We start from the raw sequence: 26,210 nt of genomic DNA on the forward strand, positions 1-26,210 counted from the left end.
GGAGAACTCCCATGAACCGAAAGCTCTACATCTCCGACGTGACCCTGCGCGACGGCAGCCATGCCGTGCGCCACCGCTACAGCATCGAACAGGTCCAGCGCATCGCACGCGCGCTGGACGAAGCCCGGGTCGATTCGATCGAGGTCGCGCACGGCGATGGCCTGCAGGGTTCGAGCTTCAACTACGGCTTCGCAGCGCACACCGACGTGCAGTGGATCGAGGCGGTGGCCTCGGTGGTGCGGCACGCGAGGATTGCCACCTTGCTGATCCCGGGCATCGGCACCGTGCACGACCTCAAGGCGGCCTATGCTGCGGGCGCCCGCGTGGTGCGCGTGGCAACGCACTGCACGGAGGCCGACGTCGCCAGGCAGCACATCGAGACGGCCCGCGAGCTGGGCATGGACGTTGCCGGCTTCCTGATGATGAGCCACATGACCACGCCGCAGCGGCTGGCGCAGCAGGCGCGCCTCATGGAGAGCTACGGCGCCCACTGCTGCTACGTGGTGGACTCCGGCGGCGCGCTGAGCATGGCGGACGTGCGCGACCGCTTTCGCGCCTTCAAGGACACGCTGCAACCCGAGACGCAGACCGGCATGCACGCCCACCACAACCTGGGGCTGGGGGTAGCGAACTCCATCGTCGCAGTGGAAGAAGGGTGCGATCGCATCGATGCCAGCCTTGCCGGCATGGGTGCAGGCGCCGGCAACGCCCCGCTGGAGGTGTTCATCGCAGCGGCCGAGCGCCTGGGCTGGAACCACAGCTGCGACCTGTTCGGCCTGATGGATGCGGCCGACGATATCGTGCGCCCGCTGCAGGACCGTCCGGTGCGCGTGGACCGCGAGACGCTGGCGCTGGGCTACGCCGGCGTGTACTCCAGCTTCCTGCGGCACTCGGAAGCGGCCGCGCGCCGCTTCGGACTCAGGACGGTGGACATCCTCGTGGAACTGGGCAAGCGCCGGATGGTGGGAGGCCAGGAGGACATGATCGTCGACGTCGCGCTCGACCTGCTGCGTCAGCGGCAACCCGTGGCCTCGTCAGCCACTGTGGAGGGCGCCGCAAGCGCGGTGGGTTGAGGCTGGGCTTGGCGGCGGATCAGGTCCGCCACCGTGCGGCCGGCCGAGGTCAGCGGATGGTGCGTGGTGGTGGCCAGCACCAGGGTGCGTGTCAGCACCGGCTCCACGATGCGGGCGATTGCCAGTCGCCCAAGTTGCAGTTCCGCCGCCACCGCCTGCCGGGTCAGGACGGTGTAGCCGCCGCCAGTGGCGACGATCTCCTTCATGGCGGTCAGCGAATCGACCTCGACGGCCATGTCCAGCTCAATGCCGGCCTGGCGTGCGGCCTGCGTGAGCATCAGGCGCAAGCCGTCGGGCATGCCCGGGAGCACGAGCGGCACCTTGCCCAGGTCGCAGAACGGGAAGACCTCGGCGCCGATCCAGGTATGGCCCGGCGGGCCCACCAGGAACAGATCGTCGGTCGCAAGGGCTTCGTCGGTACGCAGCCTATGGTCGCCGTAGCGCGAGAACACGCCCACGTCGGCCCTGCCATGGGCCAGCAATTCCTCGATGTGGCCAGCAAACCCTTCCATCAGGCGAAGCTCGATGCGCGGGAAGTCGCGGCGCACATGCTGGAACAACGAGCCGACAATGATCTGTGTAATGGACGCCTGGACCGCCAGCCTGACGGGACCGCTCGGGACGCCGGCGCGGGCACGGACTTCGGCCCTGAGCAGTTCGCAATCCGCCAGCAGGGTATGCACGCGCGGCATGACGGCCTGCCCAAACTCGGTCAGCACCACGCCGCGACCCGTCCGGTAGAAGAGCCTGGCCCCGAAGTCCTGTTCCAGGGCCGTGATCTGCTTGCTCAGCGCCGATTGCGCGACGCCGCGTGCGGCGCACACCTTGCTGAGGCTGCCTGCCTCGACCACGTCCTTCAGCAACTGCAACTGCTTAAGGTCCATCAGCGGCTTGCCTCATGCATGCTTCGTCTCCTGTTTCGCGCGGCACATTCTCCAGGCCGTTTGGGCGCAGGGGTGTCCGGTCGTGCAGGAAGTATGGGCCGAAGCGGTGCTGTACCGCGGTACGGTGCATGCAGAACTGTCTTGATCGAAAGTCAAGAATCAGCCGGTCTGCCCCTTTGCTCGATGCTGCAGTCGGCAGGGCATCTTGCCGAGCGGGTTTCCTGCGAGCGGACGGCGGCCGCCTTGAGTGCCGGCTTTTTCGCTGGAGACCCGGGGTGGGGATCAGTGGCTCCAACTATGACGGTTCTGAGGCTGGGCGGCTAGGGCCGGGGTGTCCGAATGCCCCAGCTTGAAGACGGCAAGGGTGGTGACCAGTTGCGCTGCTTGGTTCTTCAGGCTTTCCGCGGCTGCGGCAATCTCTTCGACCAGCGCCGCATTCTGTTGGGTGGTCTTGTCCATCTGCGATACGGATTCGCCGACCTGGGCCACGCCGTTGCTCTGCTCGGAGCTGGCGGTGCTGATCGTTAATGTCCACCAACTTGCCTACGTCCGTAGCCATGGCGTTGAAGGCCGTGCGGGACTTGCCCCGGAACAGCGCCTTGGCCTGCTCGATGTTTTTTTGCCCTTGAGAGAGATCGATCAGCCTGGCCTGCACGGCCAAGTAGGCGTCGCGGTGTCTCCTGAATTCCTCATAGGCTGCCCGCTCCTCGGGTGTGAAGATCAACGGTTCGTAAGCCTTCTCCTTCTGTGCCAGGACGTCCTTGATGCTGGATGCGCTCAGAACTTGTATGAATACCCGATCGACAGGACCTGGAAATTAGTCGAAATGTTGGTGCCGGTACTGACGCCGGTACCGTTCAAGGTCCTGGGGATGCAGTACTCGAACGCTCCAACCAGTGAACTGTTGCGGTCAACTGAATACGTCATGCCCACGCTCACCGAACGATTGTTGATGCCGTTGGCGTAGAAGTTGGCAAGCGTGTGTTCCGAGTCCAAATGAGAGCTCGCGTGGTTGTAGCCGCCACGCACCGTAAGCCGATCGTTCAGTTGGAATTGCGCACCGAAGCGCAGCACGTTTTGATTGTGCCAACTGAAGCTCTGAGGCGTATTGAATCCCTCGGCGTCTGCCCATCGAATCTTGACGTAGTCCAATGCCAAGATCACGCCAGGCGCAGGTTTGACTGCGACTCCAAGGCCATAGCGCGACGGATTCACGAGCTTGCCGCCGCTAGGAGCCAGCAAGTCGTCGCGATAGCCCGACAAGGAAGAAAACCGCGTCTTTGTGTAGTAGGAGGCTCCCAACGAGACCATTGGATGGGCCTCCCACAGTGCACCGACGCCGGCACCAAGTCCTTTGGCCCAAGAGTTGCCATGGCCTGGCAACGCGACCGGTCCGCCATCTGGACCGGCACCTATGACGCCGCTGGCGCGAAACTGCTGAAGGCCCAGGATGACTGAAGCTCCCAACGCCAAATCCTCTCGCGGCTTGTACGTGACCGTGGGACTGGTGTTCACGATGACCAAGTTGGACTTCGCATCCCCGGCCCCAGAGATGGGCAAAACGGGCCTTTTATAGTTTGCAGAGAGCCCAGCCCCTGTTATGGCCACGCCGAATGTCCATTGCGGTGAAAGCTGGTAGTTGAAACCCAGTCCAGGGGCGGGCACCAATACCTTTGATTCATGCGAGTTGTTGACCGAGCCAAATGTCGAATGCGACTCGACGCGCAGCAGCACGCCATAGATATCCATTCGCGTTCCGACATTCGCCATGCCCGCAGGATTGTCCGCGGCCGCTGTAGCGTCCTGTGGCAATGCAATGGAGGTACCTCCCATACCTGCTGAAGTTGCGCCGTTAGCAGTCAGCTGCGCCGCGTTGGCAGCGTGGGCCGATGGGGCTGCCCATGCGGCTAAGCACAGTAGTAGCAACTGGATCGATCCGGGTTTCTTCACTTCATGTCTCCGCTGAATCTATGCACCGCACAAAACTCATGGCTGTGCTTTGTCGAAATGGCTTGATTGCGTGGACCGGCGATGGCGCTGATACAGGCGTCAGCAGCGCTTGAAAATGGCGGCAATGCCTCAGCTGGCCTGAGGCACATGGCACCAGCGCGTAGTCCTAGATGCGCTGCAACTCAAGCAGCGCATTGGTGGACGAGGTCGCCGGCCTTCGGGGCTACAGCAGCGCGGATCTTCATGGTGTATTTCTAAAGAAGGCGCTGTGTCAGCGGCACATATTTGATGGCGGCTGTATGGCGGATCAAATATGAAGCCCAAGCCGCTCCAGCCGTCCTGTCTTTCGGACGGCATGCGTGCTAAGGGCTACCGGACCCCGAGGTGGAACGCAGGTCAGCAACAAAAGCTGCTAGCGCCGGTTCCTCAGGTCACGATAGTCAGGAAGCTCTCGTGCAGCTTTCCATTAGGGAAATCGAGACCGTGGCCAAACTGGTCGAAGGTCCAGGTGATCGGCTCATAGTCAGGGTAGGGCTCGTATCCACCTGCGAACGTCTCGAAGCGGTTGCCCGACGGGTCCCAGGCATAGACCGTCTCGCCGCGGGTGACGCCATGGCGCGTCGGCCCGATGTCGATGGCCACTTTGTTCATGCCCATGATGTCGCTAGCGCGCTGCACTCGCTCCCACGACGACATGCGCAGTGACACATGGTGGAGCTTGCCCGGCTCGGGATGCTCCACGAACGCGATGTCGTGGGTTTTGTTGGAGCACGACATGAAAATGGCCATCTCCGGCTCACCGGCTTCCTTGGGGCCGATGACTCGCTCCACCAGGTAAAAGCCCAGCACTTCGGTGAACAGCTTCTTGTTTGCAGCAATGTCGGGTCCGTAGAGCAGACAGTGGTCAAAGCGGGTCGGTGCCATGCCGCGGTCGGCGTCACTTCCCCATGGCGGCGGGTTGAGTTGGCCCAGGCCGTTGCCGACATGTTTCTTGTAGGCGTAGAGCTCGAACTGGTGTCCTGTGGGCAGTTGGAACCGTACGCGTTCACCGGTTTCAAGCATGTCGCCTGCAGGGATGCGCGCGGTAGAGATCCCGAACTCACGCACGTTGCGCTCGAGCTTGTCGAGCGTGGCAGCGTCCAGGACCTTGAAGCCCACAAAATCGATGCCCGCCGTGTCGGCTTGCCGTAGCACGATGCTGTTGTGGTCGCGTTCGTCCCAGCCCTTGAAGTACACACGCCCCTGGGCATCAGTACCCGTCTCCACAAGCCCAATCACATCTCTATAAAACTTGCGACTCACTTCCAGGTCCAGCACGCGCAGTTGGGCGTGGCCCGGACGCAGTACTCCAGTCATAGCCATGTCTTGTCTCCTGTTGGCATAAGTTCGGCTTCGGTGTTTGTCGTTGGGCTAGCGCACACGCTATTGGTTGCCAAAGCACAGATCAAGTTTAAGGAGTGGACTGACTGCGGGTCCAATACCGATGCATGCCAAAGCTGATACTGCAAAGGTATGTTCGGCGTAGGTGAGTTCACTGGCGGATGCCGCTGGCTGTTGGGTGAGCGAAAGGACGCTGCACAGTTCACAATTCTTTGCGCACGACCGCACGCTTGAGCTTGCCAATGACCTGAAGCTCCAGGTCGCCTCGTGGATAGATGCAGCAGGCCAGCACCTGCTGTCGGGCTTCATCCTCCTCGGACACGTGTGCTCGGCTCATGGACCGTTTGTCGTACGCGCCGGACATGACAGCCACCTTGCATACACCGCAGCCTCCGCCTCGGCACCCAACAGGGATGCCTCGTTTTCCCGTTCTAGCCAGTGCATGCAACGCCGATTCGGTGACTGCGCAGGAGTACGTTTCTCCGGTGTCCAAGATCTTCACGCGATAGGACGCGGCAGCATCGTGCATCGTCATGTCTCCATCCCAATTTCAGCGCTTGAGAATGTGCACAGGGGACCTATTGGCCCATGTACAAGGCAGCCTGCGCCTCGTAGGCGAAGGCACGGCGTTGCCAGGTTTTCAGCCGACCGGCAAACGGCGGCGCAGCACGACCGGCTTGCCGCCATAGGTGCATTTGCTCATCCAGGCTGCCAACGCCGCGTCCAAGTAGTCCGCGTGCCCAGGAAACCATTGGAAAAGGAACACGGCGAACTCATGCACGAGCTCAATGTCTGCTTGGCCCTGCGCTACGCTGGTCTTGACACCTTGCAGCGAATCCAACACGGCTGCGTGTTCCTGAACGTGACACTCGCGAGGGGGGAAACCTGTGCTGTGCATCCATTCCTCTTCCTGCCCGAAATGCTCGCGTGCATGTGTCTCGAATGCATCCAGCGCCTGCATGGCCGTGGCACCGTCGCAGAACAGGAGGTGCTGCACCGTCTGGTAGAACGCTTCATGGCTGTCATCCATGGCCTTGAAGCCCAGCAGGCGAGCGTCCGACCAGGTCAGGCTATCGCCGCTCGGTGGCGTGGGCGCGTGCGGGTCGCGCATGCCTTGCGTCATGTTCAGTTTCACGGCATCAATCCTTCAAAAGGGCATGGTCAACCGCTTCAATTGGTCTGTTGAGCCAAGCTGGACAACAGACAGCCATGCGGTTGAGGCAGGGAACGTCACAGATCCAGTAGGAGCCGAGTGGAACAGGCCCGCGAGCAGCAGGGCGTGAACTGGTCGTTCCTGGCCCGTTCCTCGTCCGTGAAATAGACATCGCGGTGGTCCGGAGTGCCCTCCAAGACCCTCGTCACACAGGTACCGCAAACGCCTTGCTCGCACGAAACCGGAAGGTCGACGCCGTGCCGGCGCAGGGCGTCGAGGACAGTGACACCGTCCTCGACACGAATGACCTTGCCCGAGCTGGCCAGGACCACGTCAAACGCGGCTCCAACAGTGCTCTGCACAGCGGTGGAGAAGTATTCGTAATGGATGTTGTCCGCATGCCATCCAAGCGCCTTGGCGGTATCGATAACTGCATCCATAAAGCCCTTGGGGCCGCAGACATAGAGGTGCGTACCGGTGTCCGGTTGCCCAAGCACTGCGGCCAGGTCAAGCTTCTGCACCGGCGCGCCGTTGTCGAAGTGAAACTTCACCCGGTCGGCAAAGCGCGAACCTCGGATGCGATCGACGAAGGCCATGCGCTCGAGCGTGCGCGCTGCGTAATGCATTTCGAAATTTGCACCCATCATCGCCAAGCGCTCGGCCATGCACAGGATGGGCGTGACGCCAATGCCACCGGCCAGCAGCAGACTTTTCCTGGCCTCATGCGCCAGCGCAAAATGGTTTTTTGGCGCGCTGATGGTGAGTGTGTCTCCCTCGTTGATCGCATCGTGCACGGCGACGGAGCCACCGCGCGAGGCGGGGTCACGCAGCACGGCGATGAGGTAGCGATTCGTTTCGGCCGGATCGTTGCACAGCGAGTATTGGCGTACCAAGCCACTGGGCACTTTCACGTCGAGATGGGAGCCGGCTGAAAAAGGCGGCAGCGGCTTGCCACTGGGATCGGCAAGCTCAAGGCTCACGATGTCCTGAGCCTCGTTTCGCTTTGCTTTGACCTCGACCGTGATCCAGGTTTGTTTCAACACGTCTTGTCTCCAAGATTTTCTGAGCGCGAGCAGGGGCCGTGGCACCGAGCTGCCACACGCGCCCCTTGTAAGTTCAGTACACAAGCCTTTTTAAAGTTGCCTGCACACCTTCAGGCGACGTTCTCGGCTTCTTCCTTGAGCAGCTTGTCCAGCACCCACAGCATCTTTGCCGGTCCTGAATCCTGGTGGTAGTCACACATCCTGTAGTCAGGCAATTCCTTCATCCGTTGGAATTGCCCTTCGAGGATGCGTTTGTCTTCCAGGAACGCTGCGTGATTGGACTCAATCAACAGCTCGATCAGCCCAGGTGCCGTCGTGCCGCGCTGGGCACCCCACGAGTAGTAGTAGTCGACCGACTCACCATCCCGGGGTGTGACGGCCTGGCTGGAGAAGGTATCCAGCAGAAGCTGTCCGTCTGAAGGACCATCAGCGGCTTTCCCAGCGGTGAAGACACGGAAGTGCAGGATGAAGTTGCACGGCACCGTGAACGTGACGTTGAAGTGCAGGTCGAAGCGTGCCTCTTCGGGAAAGAGATGCTTGGCAAATGTCGGCGCCGGTACCCCCCGAACCCAGAACTCCTGGTTCAGGCCCCGAGCCGTCACCGTCTGCTTGGCCCGGATAGCCGAATAGGCCGTGGTTCCGCCAAAGGTGTCCTGGTGAACCCAGGCCACGTGGGACAGGTCCGTGAGATTGGCGATTTCCAACCGGTAGTTGGTGTTGACCTCGATGTGGGCCGTTCGCAGATCCCACTCGGGATGGTTGGGGCCGACCGAATGGCAAATAAGTTCTTCGCTGGCCAGCGCCGGATCTCCCATCCACACCCATATCCAGTCGTTCTTCTCAATGACGGGAAACGAACGGACAAAGGCCTGTTGCACGACGCGCGGCTGGCCAGGAACCTCGATGCACATACCGTCCGGACCGAACTTCCAACCGTGGTACATGCAGCGCAAGGCGTCGCCCTCCTTGCGACCGAGCGAGAGCGGTGCCTGCCGGTGGCGACAGCGGTCCTCTAAAGCGACCACTTCTCCACTGGGCTTGCGATATAGCACGATTGATTCGCCAGCGATGCGGCGTACCAGCAGTGCATTGGCACCCTGCGACAAGCCATCGGACCACCCTGCACAGTACCAGGCGTTGCGAAGGAACATGTGTGACTCCTCATGCAGGACTGGCTCAGCGGTTCTCAGCCGCAATCAACTTCGCAAGCAGGCGGCGCGAGCGCACGGCCGCGGGATCACTGGTGAGCAGCACGGGCTTGAGGGACCAGAGATCGGTCGTTCCCATCTCGCGCTGCACGGCCTCGATGATGGGTTTGTCCTCGGCGGTGAAGGCATGGACCGTGCCTTCTAGCTTCATGCGGTTGAGCTCGGCGTCTTCCACAAGCCAGTTGCGGCGGGTGCCAAAAAAATAGTGCGTCGAGGTTTCTGTCTCCGGCGTCATCAAATGGTGGTCCCAGGACAGCAAGCCGTCGTCGTCACGCCCACCGTTCTGCACGGCACCTACCGTCAGCAGCATCGTGCCCGGTGCGGTCCAGCACACCGTGACGTGATGTCTGGCAGCGGCTCCGGGCTGAGGCAGGAAAGGCGAGAAAAATCCCATTGGAGGATCCTGCTGCCAGTCCCAGCGCACGGTGATCGAACGCCCTTCTTCCACCACCTTGGGCTGCTGCGCAGACAGATGGCCGGCGGTGTTGAGCAGCGGACCATGCACGTGGTCGACGTGGCTCAAATCCATGATGTTGTCCACGACGATCTCGTAGTTCGCTTGCATGTGCATGTAAGCGTAGCCTTTGGAGTTCGCATGGCCGCCGGACAGCAGACTGTAGTCCGGAATCAGCGACGGATCGATCAGCGCCTCGTCGCCGGCCCATAGCCAGATGAATCCGTCCCGCTCGACGAGCGGATAGCTTTGTACCTTGGCTGCCTTCGGAATCAGTCCGTCGCCGTGCGGGTTGTGGACGCACTGTCCGCTTGGGGCGAACCGCAACGCGTGATAGGGGCAGACCACGTCATCGCCGTCACGCTTGCCCATGCTCAGTGGCACGAAACGATGGGGGCAACGGTCGCGGATCGCCACCGGGTTGCCATCGAGCTTGCGATACAGCAGCACCGATTGGCCCAGGATCGTGCGCGACAACATGCCTTGGTCTTCGATTTCGGTGCTCAAAGCAGCCACGTACCACGCGTTCTTCAAGTGCTCCATCTGCTTGTCTCCAGTGGTTTGGTATGCACCTCCCTTAGCGCAAGGCTTGTGCCAAGCGTGGAGCGACGCAATGCAAAACCTAAGCCGTTGTCAGCTTTGAGATATTTGAAGTTTCACCTTCCATACCGACAATGACGGATGCATGAAATGAAGCGGCTTAAGGGTTAACCAAGGGCGACTTGTTGATTGAAATCAAGCACCCTGCGCCTGCTTTATGGAGGCGAATGTGAGGAAACGCAAGGCAACCACGGCAGCTGCTGCAAGCTCGGAGCAGGAAAGCATGCTGGCCGGGCAGTTGCGGTTCGCACCCGAAACGGGACACATCCTGTTGTTCGACCAGCGGATGTTGCTGATGCATGGTTTTTCCTTGGCAGAGCTGCGCAAGGAAGTGATCCAGCGGCTGGGTGTCGACACGGCCAGGGGCATGTTCACGCGCCTGGGATACCAGCAAGGGCTCGAAGACTGGAGTCGGGTGAAAGAAGCCTTTGGCACGGATGTGGCCACGGCCATAGCACTGGGCACCAGGCTGCGTGACATGGAGGGATATGTGCGCAACACACCCTTGGAAGTGCACTTCTCCCATGAGGACGGCGAGTTCTACGGTGACTTCACCTGGAGCCATTCCTGGGAGGCGGAAGTCCATCTCAAGTCGTTTGGCATCAGCGGCATGCCGGCGTGCTGGATGAACGTCGGCTATGCGACGGCATTCGCCACCAGCCTCTTTGGTCAACCGTTGCTTGCCCGGGAGATCGAATGCGTCTGCATGGGACATGGGCGTTGCCGGGCGGTGCTGCGCCCGGTTTCGCAGTGGAGCGACGTGGACGAGGATCTGCGGTTCTTCCAAGCGGAAAGCTTTGTCGACTCGCCGGTGGGCCGCGGCAGCCCACGCCGCAGCGAAGGCCTGCCTGCGCAGCCGCAGTCGACCTCGCCGTTACAGCAAGAGCTGGTCGGTGCGTCTGCGGCCTTCAACAGTGTGGTTTACCTGCTCAAACGCGTGGCGCAGACAGACTCGACCGTTCTGTTCCTGGGGGAGAGCGGTGTTGGCAAGGAGCGATTCTCCAGAACCTTGCACGAAATCGGTCCTCGCTCGAAGGGACCTTTCGTGTCGGTGAACTGCGCGGCCATTCCTGGCGATCTTGTGGAAGCTGAACTGTTCGGCGTGGAGAAGGGCGCCTTCACCGGCGCGACGGCATCCCGTCCAGGACGCTTTGAACGAGCCAATGGGGGCACGCTGTTTCTTGATGAAATTGGCAGCCTGCCCTTGGCTGCGCAGGGAAAGCTCTTGCGCGCCCTCCAAGAGCGGGAAATCGAGCGTGTTGGCGGAACCGCCACCCGGAAAGTGAACGTGCGCGTCGTGGCCGCGACGAACGAGAACTTGCGGCAGGCGATGGCCGACGGTCGATTTCGTGCCGACCTGTTCTTCAGGCTCAATGTCTTTCCGATCCGGATACCACCGCTTCGCGAGCGGCGCGAAGACATCGTCTTGATGCTCCACGTGTTCATCGAGCGCTTTTCTGGGCGTATCGGCAAAAGCATCAAGGGCGTTACCCGCAAGGCACTGGACGCGTTGTGGAACTACGCTTGGCCAGGCAACGTGCGCGAGCTCGAGAACATGGTTGAGCGTGCCGTGATCCTTGCCGACGACGACGGCACGCTGGATGTCCACCATTTGTTCTCAGGCGGCGAAGTGGTCGATGTGGGTACCTTCAGCCTTTCTCCGGCGGGGCAACTCGTCCGTACGGGGACGGCAAGCGACAGTGGAGACACCACTGATGGGCTGGCACAACAGTGGCTAGAGAGGGGACATACGCTTGAGCAGGCTGAAGCCGCACTTCTGACCGCGGCGATGCAGAGAAGCGGCGGAAACCTATCGGCTGCGGCCAAGAGCCTGGGCATTGGACGAGGGCAGATGCAGTACCGCATGAGCAAGCTCCGCCGGCCCGAGGAGCAAAACTCCTGATGCGACCATACACAGCTCACGTGTTGCACATGCCCAATCCCGCGGCATGTCACACGCGAAGTATCTTCATCGCTGGCTAATTTTTATGGACCTCAGACACCTCAAGTACTTCCTGGCCGTGGCCGAGGAGCTCAATATTGGCCGTGCCGCCACGCGGCTTCACATCTCCCAGCCGCCGCTCACGCGCAACATCAAGGCCTTGGAGGAGGAACTCGGCGTAGAACTGTTCGTGCGAACGGCAAAAGGCGTGGAACTGACACAGGCAGGCGAGATGTTCAAGGAGGAAGCCAGCAACATCCGCATGCTGGTAGAGGGGGCTATTGATCGCGTACAGCGTGCGGGCGAGGGCAAGCTCGGCCGGCTGGATGTAGGCATCTTCGGCTCGGCCATCTACGACATCATTCCGATGCTGCTGCAAGAGTTCAAGCGGCGGTTGCCTGGCGTCAACGTCGTGCTGCACACGATGACCAAGAGCGAGCAGGTCGAGGCCCTACGCCAGCGCCGCATCACCGTGGCATTCAACCGCATGATGTGGCCCGAGCCTGACATTGGGCGCGAGCTCGTGGCCACAGAGCGGCTGTTCGCGGTGTTGCCTGATGAGCATCCGCTGGCCGAGCTGCAGGCCGTGCCGCTGCGTGCGCTCGCCGCGCATCCGATGGTGCTGTTTCCCAATGTCGGTCGCCCCAACTTCGTGGACCGTGTGGTGGAGTTGTGCAAGCAACTGGGAGTGGAGCCCACGATTGCCCAGGAAGTGGGTGACGCTGTCACCGGCATTGCGTTGGTGGCGCGGGGCTTTGGCGTGTCACTGATCCCGGAATCGGCAGCCGGCTCGGTGTGTGTCGCCGGAGCCACGTTCCGCCCGCTGGCCGATGCGCCGCACGCAGTAGTGGATTTAAGCGTGCTCTACCGGGCCACAGACCCGTCACCGCTGCTCAAGTCCTTCCTGGCTGTCGTGCGCGAATACCGTGCCGCGCGCACGGTAGCGCCCCCGCAAGGATAATGACGCCTGCGGTCAGCCTTGTGGCAAGGGCATGAGGCGGTCGTCGTAGTCGTCCAGGTTCGGGAAGGGCAGTGGCGCACGTGCGTCGAGCGTGAGCAGGGCCTCACGGTAGTCTTGCAAAATCCGTGCGCGGGCCTGAGCTGTCACGTACGGTACGTGCCAAGCTACGAAAGGCGGCAGCACTGTCATGCCGGTATAGGCCAGCGTGCCTCGTAGCAGATGGCCCAGCATGTCTTCCAGCGGGCCGTGGATGCCTTGCGGCCCGAACATGTGCGGCTGCCCCCCCAAGGTGACTGCCAGCATCGCGCGCTTGCCTGCAAGACCGCCGCGGTCGTAGAAGCGCTTGCCACCGTAGACCAGGCCCGATACGAGCACGCGATCGATCCATCCCTTGAGAATGGCAGGCGTGGAGAACCAGAACACGGGAAAGTTCAGGATCAACAGATCGCACCAAAGCAGCTTGGCGATCTCGGCACGGATATCTGCCGCAAGTGTGCCTCGCTCCTGGCCGTGCCGCTGCTCCAGCGCGTAGACGAGGTAATCAGGATTGCAGCGCTCGCCGAAGTCTTCAGCACCGGCAACCGGGTTGAACTTCATGGCATAGAGGTCGGAAACGCGGACCTGGTGTCCCTGCAAACGCAGTTGCTGCGTGGCCTGCAGGCACATCGCGGCGCAGAAGGACTTGGGCTCGGGATGAGCGTGCACGATGAGGACGTTCATGGCTGCAACTGGGGCGGTGCTGCGTGGTCAGTGATTCAGGCCTGTCGCAGGTCCTGCACGCGCGCAGCGACTTCTGCAGCGCGCGCCACACTGGCCGGTGTGCCGGCAATCGACCAGTGTTGAGGCGGGACGGGCCAGCAGGCGCCACGCACCAAGGCACGGTCAGCCAGCAGGATCTCCACCACCAGATCCGTGAAGCCTTCGAGCAACCGGTGGCACTGCTCCAGCGGCCGTCCCTCCAACACCAGGAAGCGGAAATGCGGCGCGTCGGGCGCGCCTGCAGCGACACGCCGGCCGCCCACGGCCATGTGAGCAGGCTTGAAAAAGTGTGCATACACGCGCACGCGTTCGACTGGGCTTTCCAGAATCTCGGCATAGAGGTGACTGGAGCGCACCAGCAGCCGCTCCAGCTGCTCGTCGCCATAGCGGTCCTCGGCAAGGTGGTATTCAAGGATAGGCATGGAAGTCCTTGCGCCAGGGGCCTTCAGGGATCAAGGCATGCCCTTGCGGCGCCCGGCATCCATGAACAGCGTGCTGCCGGCCAGTGCGTCGGCTTCCGGCGCCAACAGCAGTTCGATACCCCAGGCAACCTGCTCCAGAGTGGTGAACTCGCCGATGGCCGACTCGGCGCGCATCTCGCGCATTGCGGCTTGCGCATCCAGCCCAGCGCGCGCTCCACGCTGCTCGGCCACTCGGTGCAGGCGCGGCGTATCGGCTGGCCCCGGGGCCAGCAAATGCGTGGTGATACCGCGCTCGCCGTACGCCCAGGAGAGTTGCCGCACCAGGTTGGCGAGCGCTGCGTTGGCCACACCAGCCGTGGCCGCGTAGGCGCTGGGCTCGAAGCCATAGTGTCCCCCGATGGCTACCACACGGGATCCGCGCTGCAGTCGCTCGTCGACCGCGCGCATCAGTCGCAGCAGCCCGCCAGCCTTGATGTTGACCGCCTCGGCAAGCGCCGCCGGCGGCGCCTCCAGCACGCCACCCGCCGTGGCCACGCCCGGCCCGTGCACGGCAATGCGCACCGGCGCGTCGAGGTGGCTGCGGATGGCATCAATGGCGGCATCGTCAGCGATGTCAGCCGGGCACGCTACCGCGCCCGGTGTTGCCGCCACGAGAGATGCCAGCGCGTCGGCGTCCCGCGCCACGGCCAGCACCCGCAGGCCCGCGGCTGCCAGGCGCCGCACGATCACCGCGCCCATGGCTCCAGTGCTGCCCACAACCACAGCCCATTGCTTGCATTCCATGGAAGTTTGACTCCTTGCTGGTGTTGTGCGGACTCAGCCCGCACGGGCAACATCGCTAAGCAGGCCGCGCTCCTTGGCCAGCGTCATGGCGGTGTCCTCGATCATGTCCTCCTGGCCGCCGATCATCTTGCGTCGGCCGAGCTCGACCAGGATCTCGCGCGCCGGCACGCCAAAGCGCCGCTCAGCCCGCTTGGCATGCAGCAGGAAAGTCGAGTAGACGCCCGCGAATCCCAGCGTCAGCGATTCGCGGTCCACGCGCACGATGTGGTCCATCATCGGGACGATGACGTCCTCGGCAACGTCCATGAGCTTGAACAGGTCCACGCCCGTGACCACGCCCATACGCTCGCACACGGCCACGAAGACCTCCAGCGGCGTGTTGCCCGCACCCGCGCCCAGGCCTGCGACGCTGCCATCGATGCGGCCTGCGCCGGCCTCGATGGCGGCAATGGAGTTCGCGATTCCCATGCCCAGGTTGTGATGGCCGTGGAAGCCGATCTCCGTTGCCGGATCCAGCACCTGCCTGAGAGCGCCCACACGCGCCTTCACGTCGGAGGGCAGCATGTAACCGGCCGAGTCCGTGACGTAGACCGTCTGTGCGCCGTAGGACTCCATGAGCTTGCCCTGGCGTGCCAGGCTCTCGGGATCATTGAGGTGGGACATCATCAGGAAGCCCACGGTGTCCATGCCCAGCTTGCGTGCGAACGCGGTGTGCTGCGGCGCCGTGTCAGCCTCTGTGCAGTGTGTGGCCACGGTAACGCTGCGTGCGCCACAGTCGTAGGCGGATTGCAGCTCGCGCATGGTGCCCAGGCCTGGGATGAGCAGCACGGAGACCTTTGCCTGCTTCATCTTAGGCACCACGGCGCACAGATACTCCTCGTTGCTCGCCATGGCGAAACCGTGCTGCAGCGAGTTGCCGCCCAGACCGGCGCCGTGCGTAACCTGGATCAGCGGGACGCCTGCGTCATCCAGCGCAGTCGCAACCGCAACCATCTGTTCAACGCTGATCTGTTCTCGCTTGGCATGCATGCCGTCGCGCAGGCACATGTCGTGCAGCAGCACCTCGCGCCCCCGCAGGCCCGCTTCGGTGGTGTTCACATTGATCATCACACGCTCTCCTTGGTCTTCAGCCGCATCTTTCCGGTCAAGATCTCTTGCGCAAACATCTCTGCGGTACGGCAGGCTGCTGCGGTCATGATGTCCAGGTTGCCCGCATACCGGGGCAGGTAGTCACCCAGGCCAGCCACCTCCATGAACACTGACACGCGCCGGCCGTCAAACACCGGCCCGTTCACGAGTCGGTAGCCCGGCACGTACTTTTGCACCTGCTCAATCATGTCCAGCACCGACTCGATGATTTCCTGCTGGCGCGGCTCGCCTTCGGTGAGGCAGTTGATGGTGTTGCGCATGATCACCGGCGGGTCCGCTGGGTTGATGATGGCCAGCGCCTTGCCGCGCTTGGCACCTCCTACCCGCACGAGGGCGTCGGAAGTGGTGTAAGTGAACTCGTCAAGGTTGGCCCGGGTGCCGGGGCCTACCGATCTGGACGACAGGCTCGCCACGATCTCGGCATAGTCCACCGGTTGCACGCGAGAGACGGCGTGCACGATGGGAATCGTCGCCTGGCCGGCGCAGGAAATCATGTTGACGTTCATCTCCACCTTGTCGGCATGCTGGCGCAGGTTGACCGGCGGCACGCACAGCGGCCCAATGGCTGCTGGCGTGAGGTCGATCACCATCACGCCAAGCTCATTGAGCCGGCGTGAGTTTTCCGCGTGCACGTAGGCGGAAGTGGCATCGAAGGCGATCTGGATACCATCTTCCAGCACGTGAGGCAAAAGGCCTTCAATGCCCTGGGCTGTTGTCTTCAAGCCCAGGCTGCGGGCTCGGGCCAGTCCTTCGGAGGCGTCGTCTATGCCCACCATCCATACCGGCTCCAGCACAGCACTGCGCTGAACCTTGTAGATCAGGTCGGTACCGATGTTGCCCGAGCCGATCAAGGCACATTTGATTTTCTTCATTGGTCTTGCTTCTCGTCTTGCTGAATGTCCGTGGCGTTGCTGAAGCAACAATTTTGGTCAAGCGTCAATCTCAGGTGAGGGCGTTGCCTGCTTGGCGAGCCTCATTGCGCTCGCCCACCGTGACGCCGGCCACGGAAAACTCGTCCACGCCATGCTCCGTGATGAGAATGCGTACGGTGTTGATGTCGACGTCCAGCGCCTGGGCGGCGGCCTGGCTTACGGCATGGGCGACTCGGCGCTTTTGTTCGACGGTGCGACCCGCCATCAAGTGCATTTCTATGATCGGCATGACTGTGCTTCGGATGTGTGGGGTGTTTGAAGGGCGAGTTCAGCCAACCGGCGACCAGAAGCCGTCGGAGACAGGGGCAGCCTTGCGGGCCGCTGGACGCGTCAGACGAAGCGTGCCGAGACGCTGCCCAGTTCCTGGTAGCGGGCAGTGACGAAGTCACCGGGCCGTACGGCAATGGCTTCCGTGATACCGCCACTCATGACGAAGCTGCCTGCAGGCAGCGCCTCGCCCAACTCGTGCAATACCTTCACGAGCAGCGCCACCGCGTCCGCCGGGTGGCCCATGACAGCCGCGGTGGCCCCCAAGGCGACCGCTTCGCCGTTCCTCTCCAGCACCACGCCGAGGGTGTCGAGTTCGACGTCGCCGGGGTCGCGGGCGCGGCCTCCGGCGATGTAGCGGGCCGAGGAACCGTTGTCGGCCACCACGCTGGGCAGATCGAACTTGAACCCGGAGAACCGGGAGTCGATGACCTCGATGGCCGGGATGACGAAGTCCGTGGCGGCCAGGACCTCTTCACGCGTGACGGCCGGGCCAGCCAGGCGCGAGCGAGTGACGAAGGCCACCTCACACTCCACCCGCGGATGCACAAGGTCGTCTGTGCGGATGGAAGTGCCCTCCGCGCGGGCCATGTCTGCCATGAGGAAGCCGATGGACGGTACGTCCACGCCCATTTGCAGCATCTTGGCGCGCGAGGTCAGGCCGGCTTTCCACCCCGCTTGGCGCGCACCCCGCGCCAACAGGCGCCGCCGCAGCTCCAGTTGCACCGCGTAGCCGTCCGCCAAGCCCATCCCGGGAAAGTCATCGGTAAGCTTGGGAATGGCGCAGGCGTCGCGCTGTGCGTCCTCAATGCGGTCGGTCAGGCGGGCGATGTCTTCGCGATCAAGCGTCTGGTTCATGCGGCGCTCCTTCCATGGAATCGGACCCGACAGGTGCCCAGGCCGCCGATGGTGCAGTTGAGCTCGTCACCATCGGCCACTGGCACCAGCGGCGACTGCGAGCCCGACAGGATGACCTCGCCGGCCCGAAATGGCAGGCCAAGGCGTCCCAGCGTGTTGGCTAGCCACGCCACGGCGTTCACTGGCGAACCCTGTACCGCGGCGCCGGCGCTGGTGGCGTGCAGCTCGCCGTTCCGGCGCAGCACCATGCCGGCCAGTGCGAGGTCCAGCTTGCGCGGGCTGGCCTTGGCGTCGCCGAGGATGAAGACGCCGCAGGAAGCGTTGTCGGCGACCGTGTCTTGAATCTTGATTTTCCAGTCGCGGATACGCGAATCGACAACCTCGAAGCACGGCGAGACGTAGGCAGTGGCACGTATCACGTCGATAGCGGTGATGCCAGGCCCGACCAGGTCACGCTCCAGAACGAACGCCAGCTCGGCTTCGGCCTTTGGCTGAATCAGCGCGTCGAGGTCCACGCCGTCGGCCTGCGTGCGCACCATGCCGGATGTAAGTTGCCCGAAGTCCGGCTCGTACACGCCCAGGAATTCCTGTACCGGCTTGGACGTCACGCCGATCTTCTTTCCGATAATGGCCTCGCCGGCCTCCAGCCGGCGCGCCACGAAGCGCTGTTGGATGGCATAGGCCTCCTCGGTGGTGATACCGGGCTCACGCTCCAGCAACGGTGCGAGCACCCGGCGTTCACGCCATGCGCTGTACAGGGCGTCGCCATGCTTGTCGATGGTGGCTGCATCCATGGTGCTGACTTTCAAAGCTTGATGCAGACGTTGCGCAGCTCGGTGTAGAACTCCAACGAGTGCACGCCACCCTCCCGGCCGATGCCTGACTGCTTGCTGCCACCGAAAGGCGTGCGCAGGTCACGCAGGAACCAACTGTTGACCCAGGCGATGCCGACCTCGACCGCCGCGGCCACGCGGTGCGCCCGCGCCAGGTCCCGGGTCCAGATCGTGGTTGAAAGGCCATAGCGGTTGGCGTTGGCCAGCACCAGTACCTCTTCTTCACTGTCGAACGGCCGGATGTGACAGCAGGGACCAAAGATCTCTTCGCGCACCACGGCTGCCGTTTCGGGCAGCCCGGTCCAGATCGTGGGCTGCACCCAGGCACCCTCAGCCAGATCACCCGGCATGTCGGGCACGCCGCCGCCGGTGACAACCGTGGCTCCTTCTGAGACCGCCTTGGCGTAGTAGGACAGCACCTTGCGCTGATGTTCGTGGCTGATAAGCGGGCCGTAATTGGCGCCGGCGTCGCCAGGTCTGCCGTACCGCACGGCTTCGCAACGTGCCTGCAGGGCCATGACAAAGCGCTCGAACAGCGGACGCTCGACATACACCCGCTCCGTGCCCAGACACACCTGGCCCGTGTTCATGAACGACGATCGGAAGATGCCTTCAACCGCATCGTCGAAATCGCAGTCGGCGAACACGATGCCGGCGTTCTTGCCACCCAGTTCGAAAGATACGTCGCGGATGCCATCGGCGGCGGCTTTCATGATCGCCGCGCCGGTGCGCGTTTCGCCGGTGAACGTGATGGCATCGACCCCATCGTGGCGGGTGAGAAACTCGCCTGCCGCCTCAGGACCGAAGCCGTGCACGACGTTGTAGACACCAGGCGGCACGCCCACGGCGTTCATCACCTCGCCCAGCAGCGCCGCTGTGGCGGGCGTCTCTTCGGAGGGCTTGACAACCACCGTGTTGCCACAGGCCAGCGCCGGACCGACTTTCCAGGTCATGAGCAGGAACGGTGCGTTCCAGGGGCTGATGACGCCGATCACGCCCTTGGGCTTGCGTACGGCGTAGTTGAGCGCGCCACGGCCGTCAGGTGTCTCCATCTGGAAGGACTCCGTCGGCACATTCCTGACAACGTCGGCGAAGACCTTGAAATTGGCTGCACCGCGAGGAACGAAGGCATGGGCGATAACATGGTGCGGCTGCCCGGTGTCGGCCTCTTCGGCGGCGACGAAGTCGTCGAAGCGGCGAGTGATCTCATCCGCGACCGCATGCAGCATCGCCAGCCGCTTCTCCGTGGGCATGCGGCCCCATTCACCATGCAGGGCGGCGCGGGCAGCGGACACCGCTGCATCCACCTCCGCCTGGCCCCCCTCATGGACTTTGGCAATGACGCGGTTGTCCAGGGGCGAGCGCTTGTCAAATGATTGGCCATTGGCCGAAGGTACAAAGCGCCCGTTGATGAAGTGCTGGATTTCTCTCATGGAAATTGTCCTGATGAACGGCGCGAGAGGCGCTGTCTGATGAAGCTTGGAACGCAGTCTAGAAAGCAGCCAGCAAGGCGGTCCAATACCTTCCGGCAGCACTGGACATACCGGCGCGGTATGTTCACCTCAGTGATCTGACTTCCAACGCGTGGCGGCCGCCATGAAACAAAAGTAGGCGGTCCTGCATACCCGTCCTGGCGGGCGGCGGCATGATGTGCTCGCTGCTGGACGGCAGCGGCGGTCAGTTCGCCGTCGGTCCGAGGTTCCAGGGCAGCAGCGCCTCGTAGTCGTCGGCGGTCTTGGCCTTGGGTAACTCGGTCAGCAGCCGGCGCAAGTACCAGTAGCCGTCGATGCCGTTGGCGATGCAGGTCTGCAGTAGCGAGTACAGGTTCGCACTGGCGTTGGCGCCGGCCACTGTGTCGCTGAAGAGCCATGCTCGTCTGCCGACCACGAACGGACGAATCCCGTTTTCGCAGGCGTTGTTGTCGATGGGGTAGTTTCCCTCCTCAACATAACGCTTGAGCTTGGCCCACTGCCCGTGGGCGTAGTACAGCGCTTTTCCCAGCAGCGACTTGGGCATCACTGTGTGGAGCTTGACCAGCAGCAGCCGCTCGATTTCGTCGAGGATTGGCACGCTCTGCTGCTGACGCCGCTGCTTCAGTGCGCTGGCACTGAGCTCTTCTTTCCTGGCCACTGACTCGACGTGGTACAGCCGGCCGATGAGGTCGATGAACTGCACAGCCACTTGGTCAGGGCCGCGCTTGTCCTTGGCCAGCGCTTGCACTGCTTCATGGAAGCACCTGCGACAGTGCGCCCAGCATGCCAAGTGCACCAGCTTGTTGGCCGCAGCGACGTTGTCGTAGGGGTCGTAGCCATCGCTCATCAGCACGCTGCCCGCATGCACGCCGGCGTACAGGTCCAGCGCTGTCTGCGCGCTGCGCGATGGTGAGTAGGCGAAAAGCCGGATCGGCGGCCCGGTGCCGTCGGTCCCCGACGAAGCAGCTACATACTGCCCGCGCACAGCAACCGGAGTTGCTGAAGATCTTCTACCCGTACCACCCGCGCGTAGGCGAAGAGGTGGTGGTGCTGGGTCGGTGCCAGCAAGGCGATCTTGACTACGTTGTCGTTCGGCAACCCGACGACACACTGGCACATCTTCCAGAGTGGATGACCAGGCCTGAGGCTGCACAGGTGGCCATCGCGGCGGTGGCCGTGCCGTCGCTGGCAGCGCTATTGGCTCTGCGACGGGAGTTGGATGCGGTTCTATCGTCGCCGACGCGTTCTACTCCCCACGGAGGCGTCGATGAAGCCCGACCCGCAGCGCCGCCAGGCCAACCTGTTCGACGGCGAGCCGCAACCTCTAGCGATCCTGCCAACCCAGCAAGAAGAACTGATCAAGCTGTTGAGCCAACTGCTCTGGCAGGTCAGCAGCGCACGCGCCGTAGCCCCTCAGGAGAACAGCGATGAGCAAGATCGGACCTGAGCATCTGGCGCGTCGTGCCTACGTGTACGTCCGGCAATCGACCGTTGACCAACTTCGGACCAACCATGAGAGCCGACGGCGTCAGTACGCTCTGGCTGACCGCGCCCGGACCCTGGGGTGGAGCGACGTCGTCGTCATCGATGATGACCTCGGCGTGTCGGCCGCGGGGGTGGCACGTCCTGGCTTTGAGCGACTGCTGGCTGCCATATGCAGTGGTGATGTCGGTGCTGTCTTGTGCATTGAAGCCTCACGCCTGGCGCGCAACGGCCGCGACTGGCATACGCTGCTGGAGTTCTGCGCCCTGGTGGGCAGCATCCTCGTTGACGAAGACGGCGTCTACGACCCGCGCAGCATCAACGATCGCTTGCTGCTCGGCATGAAGGGAACCATGTCCGAGATGGAGCTGTCGCTGTTGCGACAGCGCTCCGTCGAAGCCCTCAAGCTCAAGGCCTCGCGCGGCGACCTTCACACCATCGTGGCCATAGGGTTCATTCGCAGCGACGACAACCGCATTGAACTGGACCCAGATCAACGTGTGCGTAGCGCAATCGCGGCGGTGTTCCAACAGTTTGCGCAGGCTGGCAGCGTACGCCAGACTCTGCTGTGGTTCCGCCAGGAACGCATTGAGCTTCCAGCAGCTTCCTATGCTGGCGGCCGTCGCATCGTGCAGTGGAGGCTGCCTGGGTACAACACGCTGCTGCATATCCTGACCAATCCGGTCTATGCCGGAGCCTACGCCTTCGGTCGTACCGAGAGCCGATCGCGCATCGTCCAGGGACGCAAGCAAGTAGTGCGCGGCAACCGCCGCTTGCGCGATGACTGGCAGGTATTGATCGTGGAACACCACGAAGGCTACATTGACTGGGCCACCTACGAGCACAACCTGCACGTGATCGCTGACAACACCAACATGCGCGGCAGCATGGTCCGCGGTTCGCTGCGTCGCGGCGAAGCGCTGCTCGCCGGCTTGCTGCGTTGCGGGCACTGCGCCCGCAAGCTGCACGTCGGCTATAGCGGCACCGATGGCAACACGGCGCGGTACCACTGCAAGGGCGCGGCCATCAACCACGGTTCCTTGCAGCGCTGCATTGCGTTCGGTTCCTTGCGCGTGGACCAAGTGATATCTGCACAAGTCCTCTCGATGCTGCGACCTCTTGGCATTCAAGCCGCGCTGCAGGCTATCGATGAGCGGGCCCGCGAAGACCAGACGAAGCGGCAGCAAGTCGAATTGTCCTTGGAACAGGCACGCTTCGAGGCAGCACGAGCACAGCGCCAGTTCGATGCTGTGGATCCCGACAACCGGCTGGTTGCCAATGAGCTCGAGCGTCGATGGAACGAGCAACTGTCTCAGGTGGCGAGCAAGCAATCGGAACTCGACGCCTGGGACGCTCAAGCTTCACCGAGCCTCACGCTGCAGCAAAAAGACGATCTGCTTCGCCTGGGTTCAGACCTGCCGTTGGCTTGGCACGATCCGGCGGCAAGCAATGAGCTTCGCAAGCGCATCGTGCGCTCTGTCATAAAGGAGATCGTCGCTCGCGTCGACGACATTGAGATCCACCTCGTAATCCATTGGCAAGGAGGAGATCACACGGAGCTGCGTGTTCCAAAGAACCGAGTTGGGCAACATCGCTGGACTACGCCACCCGATGTACAGAAGCTGATCGAGCAGTTGGCACGACAGCTCAGCGATGCCGGTATTGCATCCCTGCTCAACCGATTAGGTCATCGCTCTGGCAAAGGTCACACTTGGACCGAGATGCGCGTGCGTTCCTATCGCAACGACCACGGTATTGCCGTGTACCGCGAAGGAGAGCGTGAAGAACGTGGGGAAGTAACGCTGGAACAAGCGGCCAAGGTGCTCGGCGTGAGTGGAATGACCGTGTTGCGCATGATCGCCACTGGTGCCATCGCCGCAACGCAAGCCTGTCGTAGTGCGCCCTGGGTCATCGTACGCAGCGAGCTTGATCGTCCTGAACTGGCCTCCTACGTCGGGCAGACGCGTAAAGGTCCGCTAACAGGCGATCCAGACCAAATTCCTCTTGAGCTTCAATAACGTGGTGAGGTGAGCATCATGTCGCGTACTCGGTCCCCTCGGTCATCTGCACCCACATGTAGCTCTTGGCCTGTGCCTTGCGCCCGGGCTCCTTGAACACCTGGATCTCGGTCTCGTCGCCGTAGATCAGCGGCGCCTCCAGCAGCCGGTCGCGCATAAGGTTGATGAGGGGCTGCACCGCCTGGCCCACGCGCACGACGCCGGCGGCCATCGTGTTGCGCGACAGGTCGCTGCCGCCGAAGCGGCCCAGCAGCGCTGCTTGGCGGTACAGCGGCAGGCCGTCGAGGTACTTGGAGGTGATGACCCAGGCCAGCAGCCCCTCGGTGAACAGTCCCTTGGGGATGACCTGGGCGGGCTTGGCCGCCAGGCGCAGGCCGCCGTCACAGCACGGACACGCGTACTTCACCCGCTCGTGTCGGATGACACGCACCTGCTGCGGGATGATGTCGAGCTGCTCGCTGGCCTCCACGCCGATCTCCTGCAGCGTGGCACCGTCGTGCGGGCACACGCGTTCGGACTCGGGCAGCTCGTGGCGCACCACCTCCCGCGGCAGGGCCGGGTCCAGCGGCTTGCGGCCGCGCTTGGCGCGCTTGTGCGCCGGCACGTCGACGCTGTCGTCGTCTTCGACCGAGCCTTCTTCAGCGGCCGGGGCAGCGCCGGCGCCGAGCTCCTCGGCTTCGTTGAAGAACAGGTCCTTCTGCTCGGTCCCGCGAACCTCGCTCTTGGCAGCGAAGAGCTACCGCTTGAACCGGTTGAGCTGCTCCTGCAGCAGGTCGCGTTCGGTGCGCACGACGCGCAGCTCGCCGGCCAGCGCTTCGTTACGGCGTGCAGCCTCGGCCAGCGCCTGCTGCAGGGCCTGGAACTCTTCGGCGCTGGGCATCTGCTGCATCGGCGGCGTTGTTCTCGTGGCGTCGGGCTGTGCCGGTGGGACGCTCCATTGTGCGAGAACTTCGCCGTGGCCGGTACCGTTGCGGCCCCCGGCCGTTACCTCAGCGCGTCAGCCAACGTGCTCGTACACCCGCTGCGGATGCCGCCTCACGGCGGCCACGTTGATGCCCTCCAACAGCCAGTGCAGCTGCTCCAGCTGTCAGTGTCGGCACCGTCGCCTCGTCGGGCCAGACGAACTTGTCGGCCTCGAGCCGTTTAAAGAGCAGCCAGAACCCGTTGCGGTCCCAGCCCAGGATCTTCACCCGATTGCGCCGCTGGTTACGGAACACGTACACGCACTCGGTGAACGGGTTGAGCCCCAGCGACTTCTCCACCAACAGCGCCAGGCCGTTGATGCCCATGCGGAAGTCCACCGCCGGGCGGTGCAGGTAGACCTTCAGCCCTTCGTTGAAGCGGAACACCGCACCCTCCCCAAGGCCTCGATCACGCTGCACGCCTGGCCCAGGTCGCAACCACGCAGGTCCAGCACGACACCGTTGGGCAGCCGCGCCTGCAGGTTCACCACCGGCTCGGCCATGGCCTGCTCGGCGGATTCGACGGGTTCGATACGCACCGGCACGAAGTCCGATGCTTGAGCCTCCACGATCTCACCGCTGGGTGGAGAGCTCTGTGTCACTGAGCCTTCGAATCTTCGAATTCAACTGGCGAGCAAGTTGGCGTTGACGACGCACGCATGTGCGACCTTGGCCAGCGACTCGCCTGGCTCCCGGCACGCCAAGATCAGCTCGTGCTTGGCCTTCTCGTCATAGACACCGCGCCCGTCGCGCTTGTGGCCCACCACCAGCCGCTTGGCCCGTTCGGAAAAATAAATCTCTGACATTGCGTGCCCATCTGCCTACGTAGGCACGTACCTTCTCAGTAGCCGCCTCGGTCCTCAAGGCGAGTTTGTCGGGGATCTTGTTCGGCCAGTTCGGAGATTTTTGAGTGTTGTTGGCTTGGATGCTCATGTGCAACTCCTGATTGTGAAGGCACCGGAAACCACTTCCGGTGCTGGAGCGGATATTCCTCAATCACCCTGGGGCCGATCGATAGCATCTTTTGGACAAACGGAGCAGGGCAGCGGGTGTTGGCAGCGCAGGCAGGCATCACATGCATCCACGTCGCGTCGGTTTTCGACACAGCTTCCGGTGCCCGCCAGCACCCAAGCACTCAGAGATAGTCGGCTTTGATGCTTGCGGCCTCATCAACCAATTTCGACAAACGCTTCGCCTGCCGCTCCACAAACTCGGCGATGCTCGCGGTAAACGGCCGCTCCTCGGGCAAATAATCAGTAGCTTGTGCCTGCTCCGCCGCCGCAGCGATGGCGAGCTTCGCCAGTCGCTTCCCCTCGCGGCGCATCAGCTTGCGGTCGATGCCACAGCGCGTCGCGAAGTCGGCCAGGGCGAAGGCGGACACTTCCCCGTGCACGAAGACATCTCCGTACGCCATCGCAAGCTCCGTGTCGAAACCCCGGTACTGCAACACACTGACCAGGTCGTACCAATCCGCAGGCTCCAGCAGGCCGCCCGGGCGCACGAAGAACGAGAAGTTCTTGCCGTGAGCGTCCGTGTTGCCGATCAGAAATTGGAACAGCGCCCAGCGCAGCATCGTGAGCCGCGCCGCGGCCTTGTTGCCTGTGAGCTCGGCGCAATGGAACAAG

General features: G+C 62.9%; 27 protein-coding genes and 3 pseudogenes. 5 read left to right on the forward strand and 25 right to left on the reverse strand.

The features are described 5' to 3' along the window. The first annotated feature begins 11 nt into the window (after nt 1–11). Nucleotides 12–1,073, forward strand: a complete 1,062-nt coding sequence (gene dmpG, locus SM757_RS26275; RefSeq protein WP_322467657.1) for a 4-hydroxy-2-oxovalerate aldolase — start codon at nt 12–14, stop codon at nt 1,071–1,073. On the opposite strand, the gene SM757_RS26280 is transcribed toward dmpG (SM757_RS26275), so the two are convergent. The 10 genes and pseudogenes from SM757_RS26280 to SM757_RS26320 all read right to left on the reverse strand — a co-directional run bounded on the left by SM757_RS26280 (nt 1,013) and on the right by SM757_RS26320 (nt 9,688). Next, nucleotides 1,013–1,957, reverse strand: a complete 945-nt coding sequence (locus SM757_RS26280; RefSeq protein ID WP_322467658.1) for a LysR family transcriptional regulator — start codon at nt 1,955–1,957, stop codon at nt 1,013–1,015. The two genes, dmpG (SM757_RS26275) and SM757_RS26280, sit on opposite strands and share 61 nt — an antisense overlap. A 282-nt stretch (nt 1,958–2,239) precedes the next feature. Next, nucleotides 2,240–2,479: pseudogene (locus tag SM757_RS26285) on the reverse strand (methyl-accepting chemotaxis protein); the annotation flags it as partial. A 52-nt stretch (nt 2,480–2,531) separates the two neighbouring features. Beyond that, nucleotides 2,532–2,681, reverse strand: a pseudogene (locus SM757_RS35615) (hypothetical protein); the annotation flags it as partial. 53 nt (nt 2,682–2,734) lie between these two features. Beyond that, nucleotides 2,735–3,907, reverse strand: a complete 1,173-nt coding sequence (locus SM757_RS26290; RefSeq protein WP_322467659.1) for an OmpP1/FadL family transporter — start codon at nt 3,905–3,907, stop codon at nt 2,735–2,737. Between the two features lie 426 nt (nt 3,908–4,333). Then, on the reverse strand, nt 4,334–5,269 hold the full coding sequence (locus SM757_RS26295) for a catechol 2,3-dioxygenase (protein ID WP_322467660.1): 936 nt from the start codon (nt 5,267–5,269) through the stop codon (nt 4,334–4,336). Nucleotides 5,270–5,489: 220 nt separating this feature from the next. Further along, nucleotides 5,490–5,822 (reverse strand): 2Fe-2S iron-sulfur cluster binding domain-containing protein, encoded by a 333-nt coding sequence (locus SM757_RS26300; RefSeq protein ID WP_322467661.1) that lies wholly within the window; start codon nt 5,820–5,822, stop codon nt 5,490–5,492. A gap of 105 nt (nt 5,823–5,927) precedes the next feature. Continuing rightward, the gene (locus tag SM757_RS26305) at nt 5,928–6,422 is read right to left on the reverse strand and encodes a bacteriohemerythrin (RefSeq protein ID WP_322467662.1); all 495 of its coding nucleotides are present in this window, start codon (nt 6,420–6,422) and stop codon (nt 5,928–5,930) included. Between the two features lie 95 nt (nt 6,423–6,517). Then, on the reverse strand, nt 6,518–7,480 hold the full coding sequence (locus tag SM757_RS26310) for a PDR/VanB family oxidoreductase (RefSeq protein ID WP_407655808.1): 963 nt from the start codon (nt 7,478–7,480) through the stop codon (nt 6,518–6,520). Between the two features lie 113 nt (nt 7,481–7,593). Beyond that, complete coding sequence (locus SM757_RS26315) at nt 7,594–8,634, reverse strand: aromatic ring-hydroxylating dioxygenase subunit alpha (RefSeq protein WP_322467664.1); 1,041 nt, start codon at nt 8,632–8,634, stop codon at nt 7,594–7,596. A gap of 25 nt (nt 8,635–8,659) precedes the next feature. Continuing rightward, nucleotides 8,660–9,688: an aromatic ring-hydroxylating dioxygenase subunit alpha gene (locus SM757_RS26320; RefSeq protein ID WP_322467665.1), complete on the reverse strand. Its 1,029-nt coding sequence runs from the start codon at nt 9,686–9,688 to the stop codon at nt 8,660–8,662. 226 nt (nt 9,689–9,914) lie between these two features. Here SM757_RS26320 and SM757_RS26325 point away from each other — a divergent pair, with 226 nt between their 5' ends. Beyond that, nucleotides 9,915–11,648, forward strand: a complete 1,734-nt coding sequence (locus SM757_RS26325; protein ID WP_322467666.1) for a sigma 54-interacting transcriptional regulator — start codon at nt 9,915–9,917, stop codon at nt 11,646–11,648. Nucleotides 11,649–11,733: 85 nt separating this feature from the next. Next, nucleotides 11,734–12,648, forward strand: coding sequence for a LysR family transcriptional regulator (locus SM757_RS26330; RefSeq protein ID WP_322467667.1), 915 nt, complete (start codon nt 11,734–11,736; stop codon nt 12,646–12,648). A 12-nt stretch (nt 12,649–12,660) separates the two neighbouring features. On the opposite strand, the gene SM757_RS26335 is transcribed toward SM757_RS26330, so the two are convergent. From SM757_RS26335 to tnpC, 10 genes are all read right to left on the reverse strand, one after another. Then, complete coding sequence (locus SM757_RS26335; protein ID WP_322467668.1) at nt 12,661–13,368, reverse strand: NAD(P)H-dependent oxidoreductase; 708 nt, start codon at nt 13,366–13,368, stop codon at nt 12,661–12,663. A 35-nt stretch (nt 13,369–13,403) separates the two neighbouring features. Further along, nucleotides 13,404–13,829, reverse strand: a complete 426-nt coding sequence (locus SM757_RS26340; protein WP_322467669.1) for a tautomerase family protein — start codon at nt 13,827–13,829, stop codon at nt 13,404–13,406. A 30-nt stretch (nt 13,830–13,859) separates the two neighbouring features. After that, nucleotides 13,860–14,612, reverse strand: coding sequence for an SDR family oxidoreductase (locus tag SM757_RS26345; RefSeq protein ID WP_322467670.1), 753 nt, complete (start codon nt 14,610–14,612; stop codon nt 13,860–13,862). 33 nt (nt 14,613–14,645) lie between these two features. Then, the gene (gene dmpG, locus SM757_RS26350; RefSeq protein ID WP_322467671.1) at nt 14,646–15,719 is read right to left on the reverse strand and encodes a 4-hydroxy-2-oxovalerate aldolase; all 1,074 of its coding nucleotides are present in this window, start codon (nt 15,717–15,719) and stop codon (nt 14,646–14,648) included. Further along, nucleotides 15,719–16,633, reverse strand: a complete 915-nt coding sequence (locus SM757_RS26355; RefSeq protein WP_322467684.1) for an acetaldehyde dehydrogenase (acetylating) — start codon at nt 16,631–16,633, stop codon at nt 15,719–15,721. Before SM757_RS26355 ends, dmpG (SM757_RS26350) begins: the two co-directional genes overlap by 1 nt. A 70-nt stretch (nt 16,634–16,703) precedes the next feature. After that, nucleotides 16,704–16,937, reverse strand: a complete 234-nt coding sequence (locus tag SM757_RS26360; protein ID WP_407655809.1) for a tautomerase family protein — start codon at nt 16,935–16,937, stop codon at nt 16,704–16,706. 86 nt (nt 16,938–17,023) lie between these two features. Next, on the reverse strand, nt 17,024–17,818 hold the full coding sequence (dmpH, locus tag SM757_RS26365) for a 2-oxo-3-hexenedioate decarboxylase (protein WP_322467673.1): 795 nt from the start codon (nt 17,816–17,818) through the stop codon (nt 17,024–17,026). Next, nucleotides 17,815–18,612 (reverse strand): 2-oxopent-4-enoate hydratase, encoded by a 798-nt coding sequence (dmpE, locus tag SM757_RS26370; RefSeq protein ID WP_322467674.1) that lies wholly within the window; start codon nt 18,610–18,612, stop codon nt 17,815–17,817. Before dmpE ends, dmpH begins: the two co-directional genes overlap by 4 nt. A gap of 11 nt (nt 18,613–18,623) precedes the next feature. Beyond that, nucleotides 18,624–20,084, reverse strand: a complete 1,461-nt coding sequence (locus tag SM757_RS26375) for a 2-hydroxymuconic semialdehyde dehydrogenase (protein WP_322467675.1) — start codon at nt 20,082–20,084, stop codon at nt 18,624–18,626. 244 nt (nt 20,085–20,328) lie between these two features. Beyond that, nucleotides 20,329–21,276, reverse strand: coding sequence for an IS66 family transposase (gene tnpC / locus SM757_RS26380; RefSeq protein ID WP_456062123.1), 948 nt, complete (start codon nt 21,274–21,276; stop codon nt 20,329–20,331). Nucleotides 21,277–21,390: 114 nt separating this feature from the next. Between tnpC and SM757_RS26385 the strand changes: the two genes are divergently transcribed. Together SM757_RS26385 and SM757_RS26390 are read left to right on the forward strand one after the other, a co-directional pair. Further along, the gene (locus SM757_RS26385) at nt 21,391–21,570 is read left to right on the forward strand and encodes a hypothetical protein (RefSeq protein WP_322467677.1); all 180 of its coding nucleotides are present in this window, start codon (nt 21,391–21,393) and stop codon (nt 21,568–21,570) included. Then, the gene (locus SM757_RS26390; protein WP_322467678.1) at nt 21,551–23,623 is read left to right on the forward strand and encodes a recombinase family protein; all 2,073 of its coding nucleotides are present in this window, start codon (nt 21,551–21,553) and stop codon (nt 23,621–23,623) included. Before SM757_RS26385 ends, SM757_RS26390 begins: the two co-directional genes overlap by 20 nt. 40 nt (nt 23,624–23,663) lie before the next feature. On the opposite strand, the pseudogene SM757_RS26395 reads toward SM757_RS26390, so the two are convergent. The 5 genes and pseudogenes from SM757_RS26395 to SM757_RS26415 form a co-directional block, all read right to left on the reverse strand. After that, nucleotides 23,664–24,512 (reverse strand): annotated as a pseudogene (locus SM757_RS26395) (IS66 family transposase); the annotation flags it as partial. A 100-nt stretch (nt 24,513–24,612) separates the two neighbouring features. Further along, nucleotides 24,613–24,972, reverse strand: coding sequence for an IS66 family insertion sequence element accessory protein TnpB (gene tnpB, locus SM757_RS26400; RefSeq protein ID WP_322467679.1), 360 nt, complete (start codon nt 24,970–24,972; stop codon nt 24,613–24,615). After that, nucleotides 24,948–25,187 carry a hypothetical protein gene (locus SM757_RS26405; RefSeq protein ID WP_322467680.1) on the reverse strand — a complete coding sequence of 80 codons (240 nt, stop codon included), beginning with the start codon at nt 25,185–25,187 and terminating at the stop codon, nt 24,948–24,950. The genes tnpB and SM757_RS26405 overlap by 25 nt, the downstream gene beginning before the upstream one ends. 21 nt (nt 25,188–25,208) lie before the next feature. Next, on the reverse strand, nt 25,209–25,391 hold the full coding sequence (locus SM757_RS26410; RefSeq protein ID WP_322467681.1) for a hypothetical protein: 183 nt from the start codon (nt 25,389–25,391) through the stop codon (nt 25,209–25,211). A 329-nt stretch (nt 25,392–25,720) separates the two neighbouring features. Then, on the reverse strand, nt 25,721–26,210 hold a 490-nt coding region (locus tag SM757_RS26415), incomplete at its 5' end, for a HipA domain-containing protein (protein WP_322467682.1).

It is taken from the genome of Azohydromonas lata (genome assembly GCF_034427735.1).
In the GTDB taxonomy this organism is placed as follows: Bacteria; Pseudomonadota; Gammaproteobacteria; order Burkholderiales; family Burkholderiaceae_C; genus Azohydromonas; species Azohydromonas lata.

Bases quoted from the DNA above. Each gene is read 5' to 3' on its own strand.
- SM757_RS26385 (WP_322467677.1), top strand. From the start codon at position 21,391: ATGAAGCCCGACCCGCAGCGCCGCCAGGCCAACCTGTTCGACGGCGAG.
- SM757_RS26355 (WP_322467684.1), bottom strand. From the start codon at position 16,633: ATGAAGAAAATCAAATGTGCCTTGATCGGCTCGGGCAACATCGGTACC.
- SM757_RS26300 (WP_322467661.1), bottom strand. From the start codon at position 5,822: ATGACGATGCACGATGCTGCCGCGTCCTATCGCGTGAAGATCTTGGAC.
- SM757_RS26315 (WP_322467664.1), bottom strand. From the start codon at position 8,634: ATGTTCCTTCGCAACGCCTGGTACTGTGCAGGGTGGTCCGATGGCTTG.
- SM757_RS26410 (WP_322467681.1), bottom strand. From the start codon at position 25,391: ATGTCAGAGATTTATTTTTCCGAACGGGCCAAGCGGCTGGTGGTGGGC.
- dmpG (WP_322467657.1), top strand. From the start codon at position 12: ATGAACCGAAAGCTCTACATCTCCGACGTGACCCTGCGCGACGGCAGC.
- dmpH (WP_322467673.1), bottom strand. From the start codon at position 17,818: ATGAACCAGACGCTTGATCGCGAAGACATCGCCCGCCTGACCGACCGC.
- dmpG (WP_322467671.1), bottom strand. From the start codon at position 15,719: ATGATCAATGTGAACACCACCGAAGCGGGCCTGCGGGGGCGCGAGGTG.
- SM757_RS26345 (WP_322467670.1), bottom strand. From the start codon at position 14,612: ATGGAATGCAAGCAATGGGCTGTGGTTGTGGGCAGCACTGGAGCCATG.
- SM757_RS26335 (WP_322467668.1), bottom strand. From the start codon at position 13,368: ATGAACGTCCTCATCGTGCACGCTCATCCCGAGCCCAAGTCCTTCTGC.
- SM757_RS26340 (WP_322467669.1), bottom strand. From the start codon at position 13,829: ATGCCTATCCTTGAATACCACCTTGCCGAGGACCGCTATGGCGACGAG.
- SM757_RS26295 (WP_322467660.1), bottom strand. From the start codon at position 5,269: ATGGCTATGACTGGAGTACTGCGTCCGGGCCACGCCCAACTGCGCGTG.
- SM757_RS26280 (WP_322467658.1), bottom strand. From the start codon at position 1,957: ATGGACCTTAAGCAGTTGCAGTTGCTGAAGGACGTGGTCGAGGCAGGC.
- SM757_RS26320 (WP_322467665.1), bottom strand. From the start codon at position 9,688: ATGGAGCACTTGAAGAACGCGTGGTACGTGGCTGCTTTGAGCACCGAA.
- SM757_RS26390 (WP_322467678.1), top strand. From the start codon at position 21,551: ATGAGCAAGATCGGACCTGAGCATCTGGCGCGTCGTGCCTACGTGTAC.
- SM757_RS26330 (WP_322467667.1), top strand. From the start codon at position 11,734: ATGGACCTCAGACACCTCAAGTACTTCCTGGCCGTGGCCGAGGAGCTC.
- SM757_RS26375 (WP_322467675.1), bottom strand. From the start codon at position 20,084: ATGAGAGAAATCCAGCACTTCATCAACGGGCGCTTTGTACCTTCGGCC.
- dmpE (WP_322467674.1), bottom strand. From the start codon at position 18,612: ATGGATGCAGCCACCATCGACAAGCATGGCGACGCCCTGTACAGCGCA.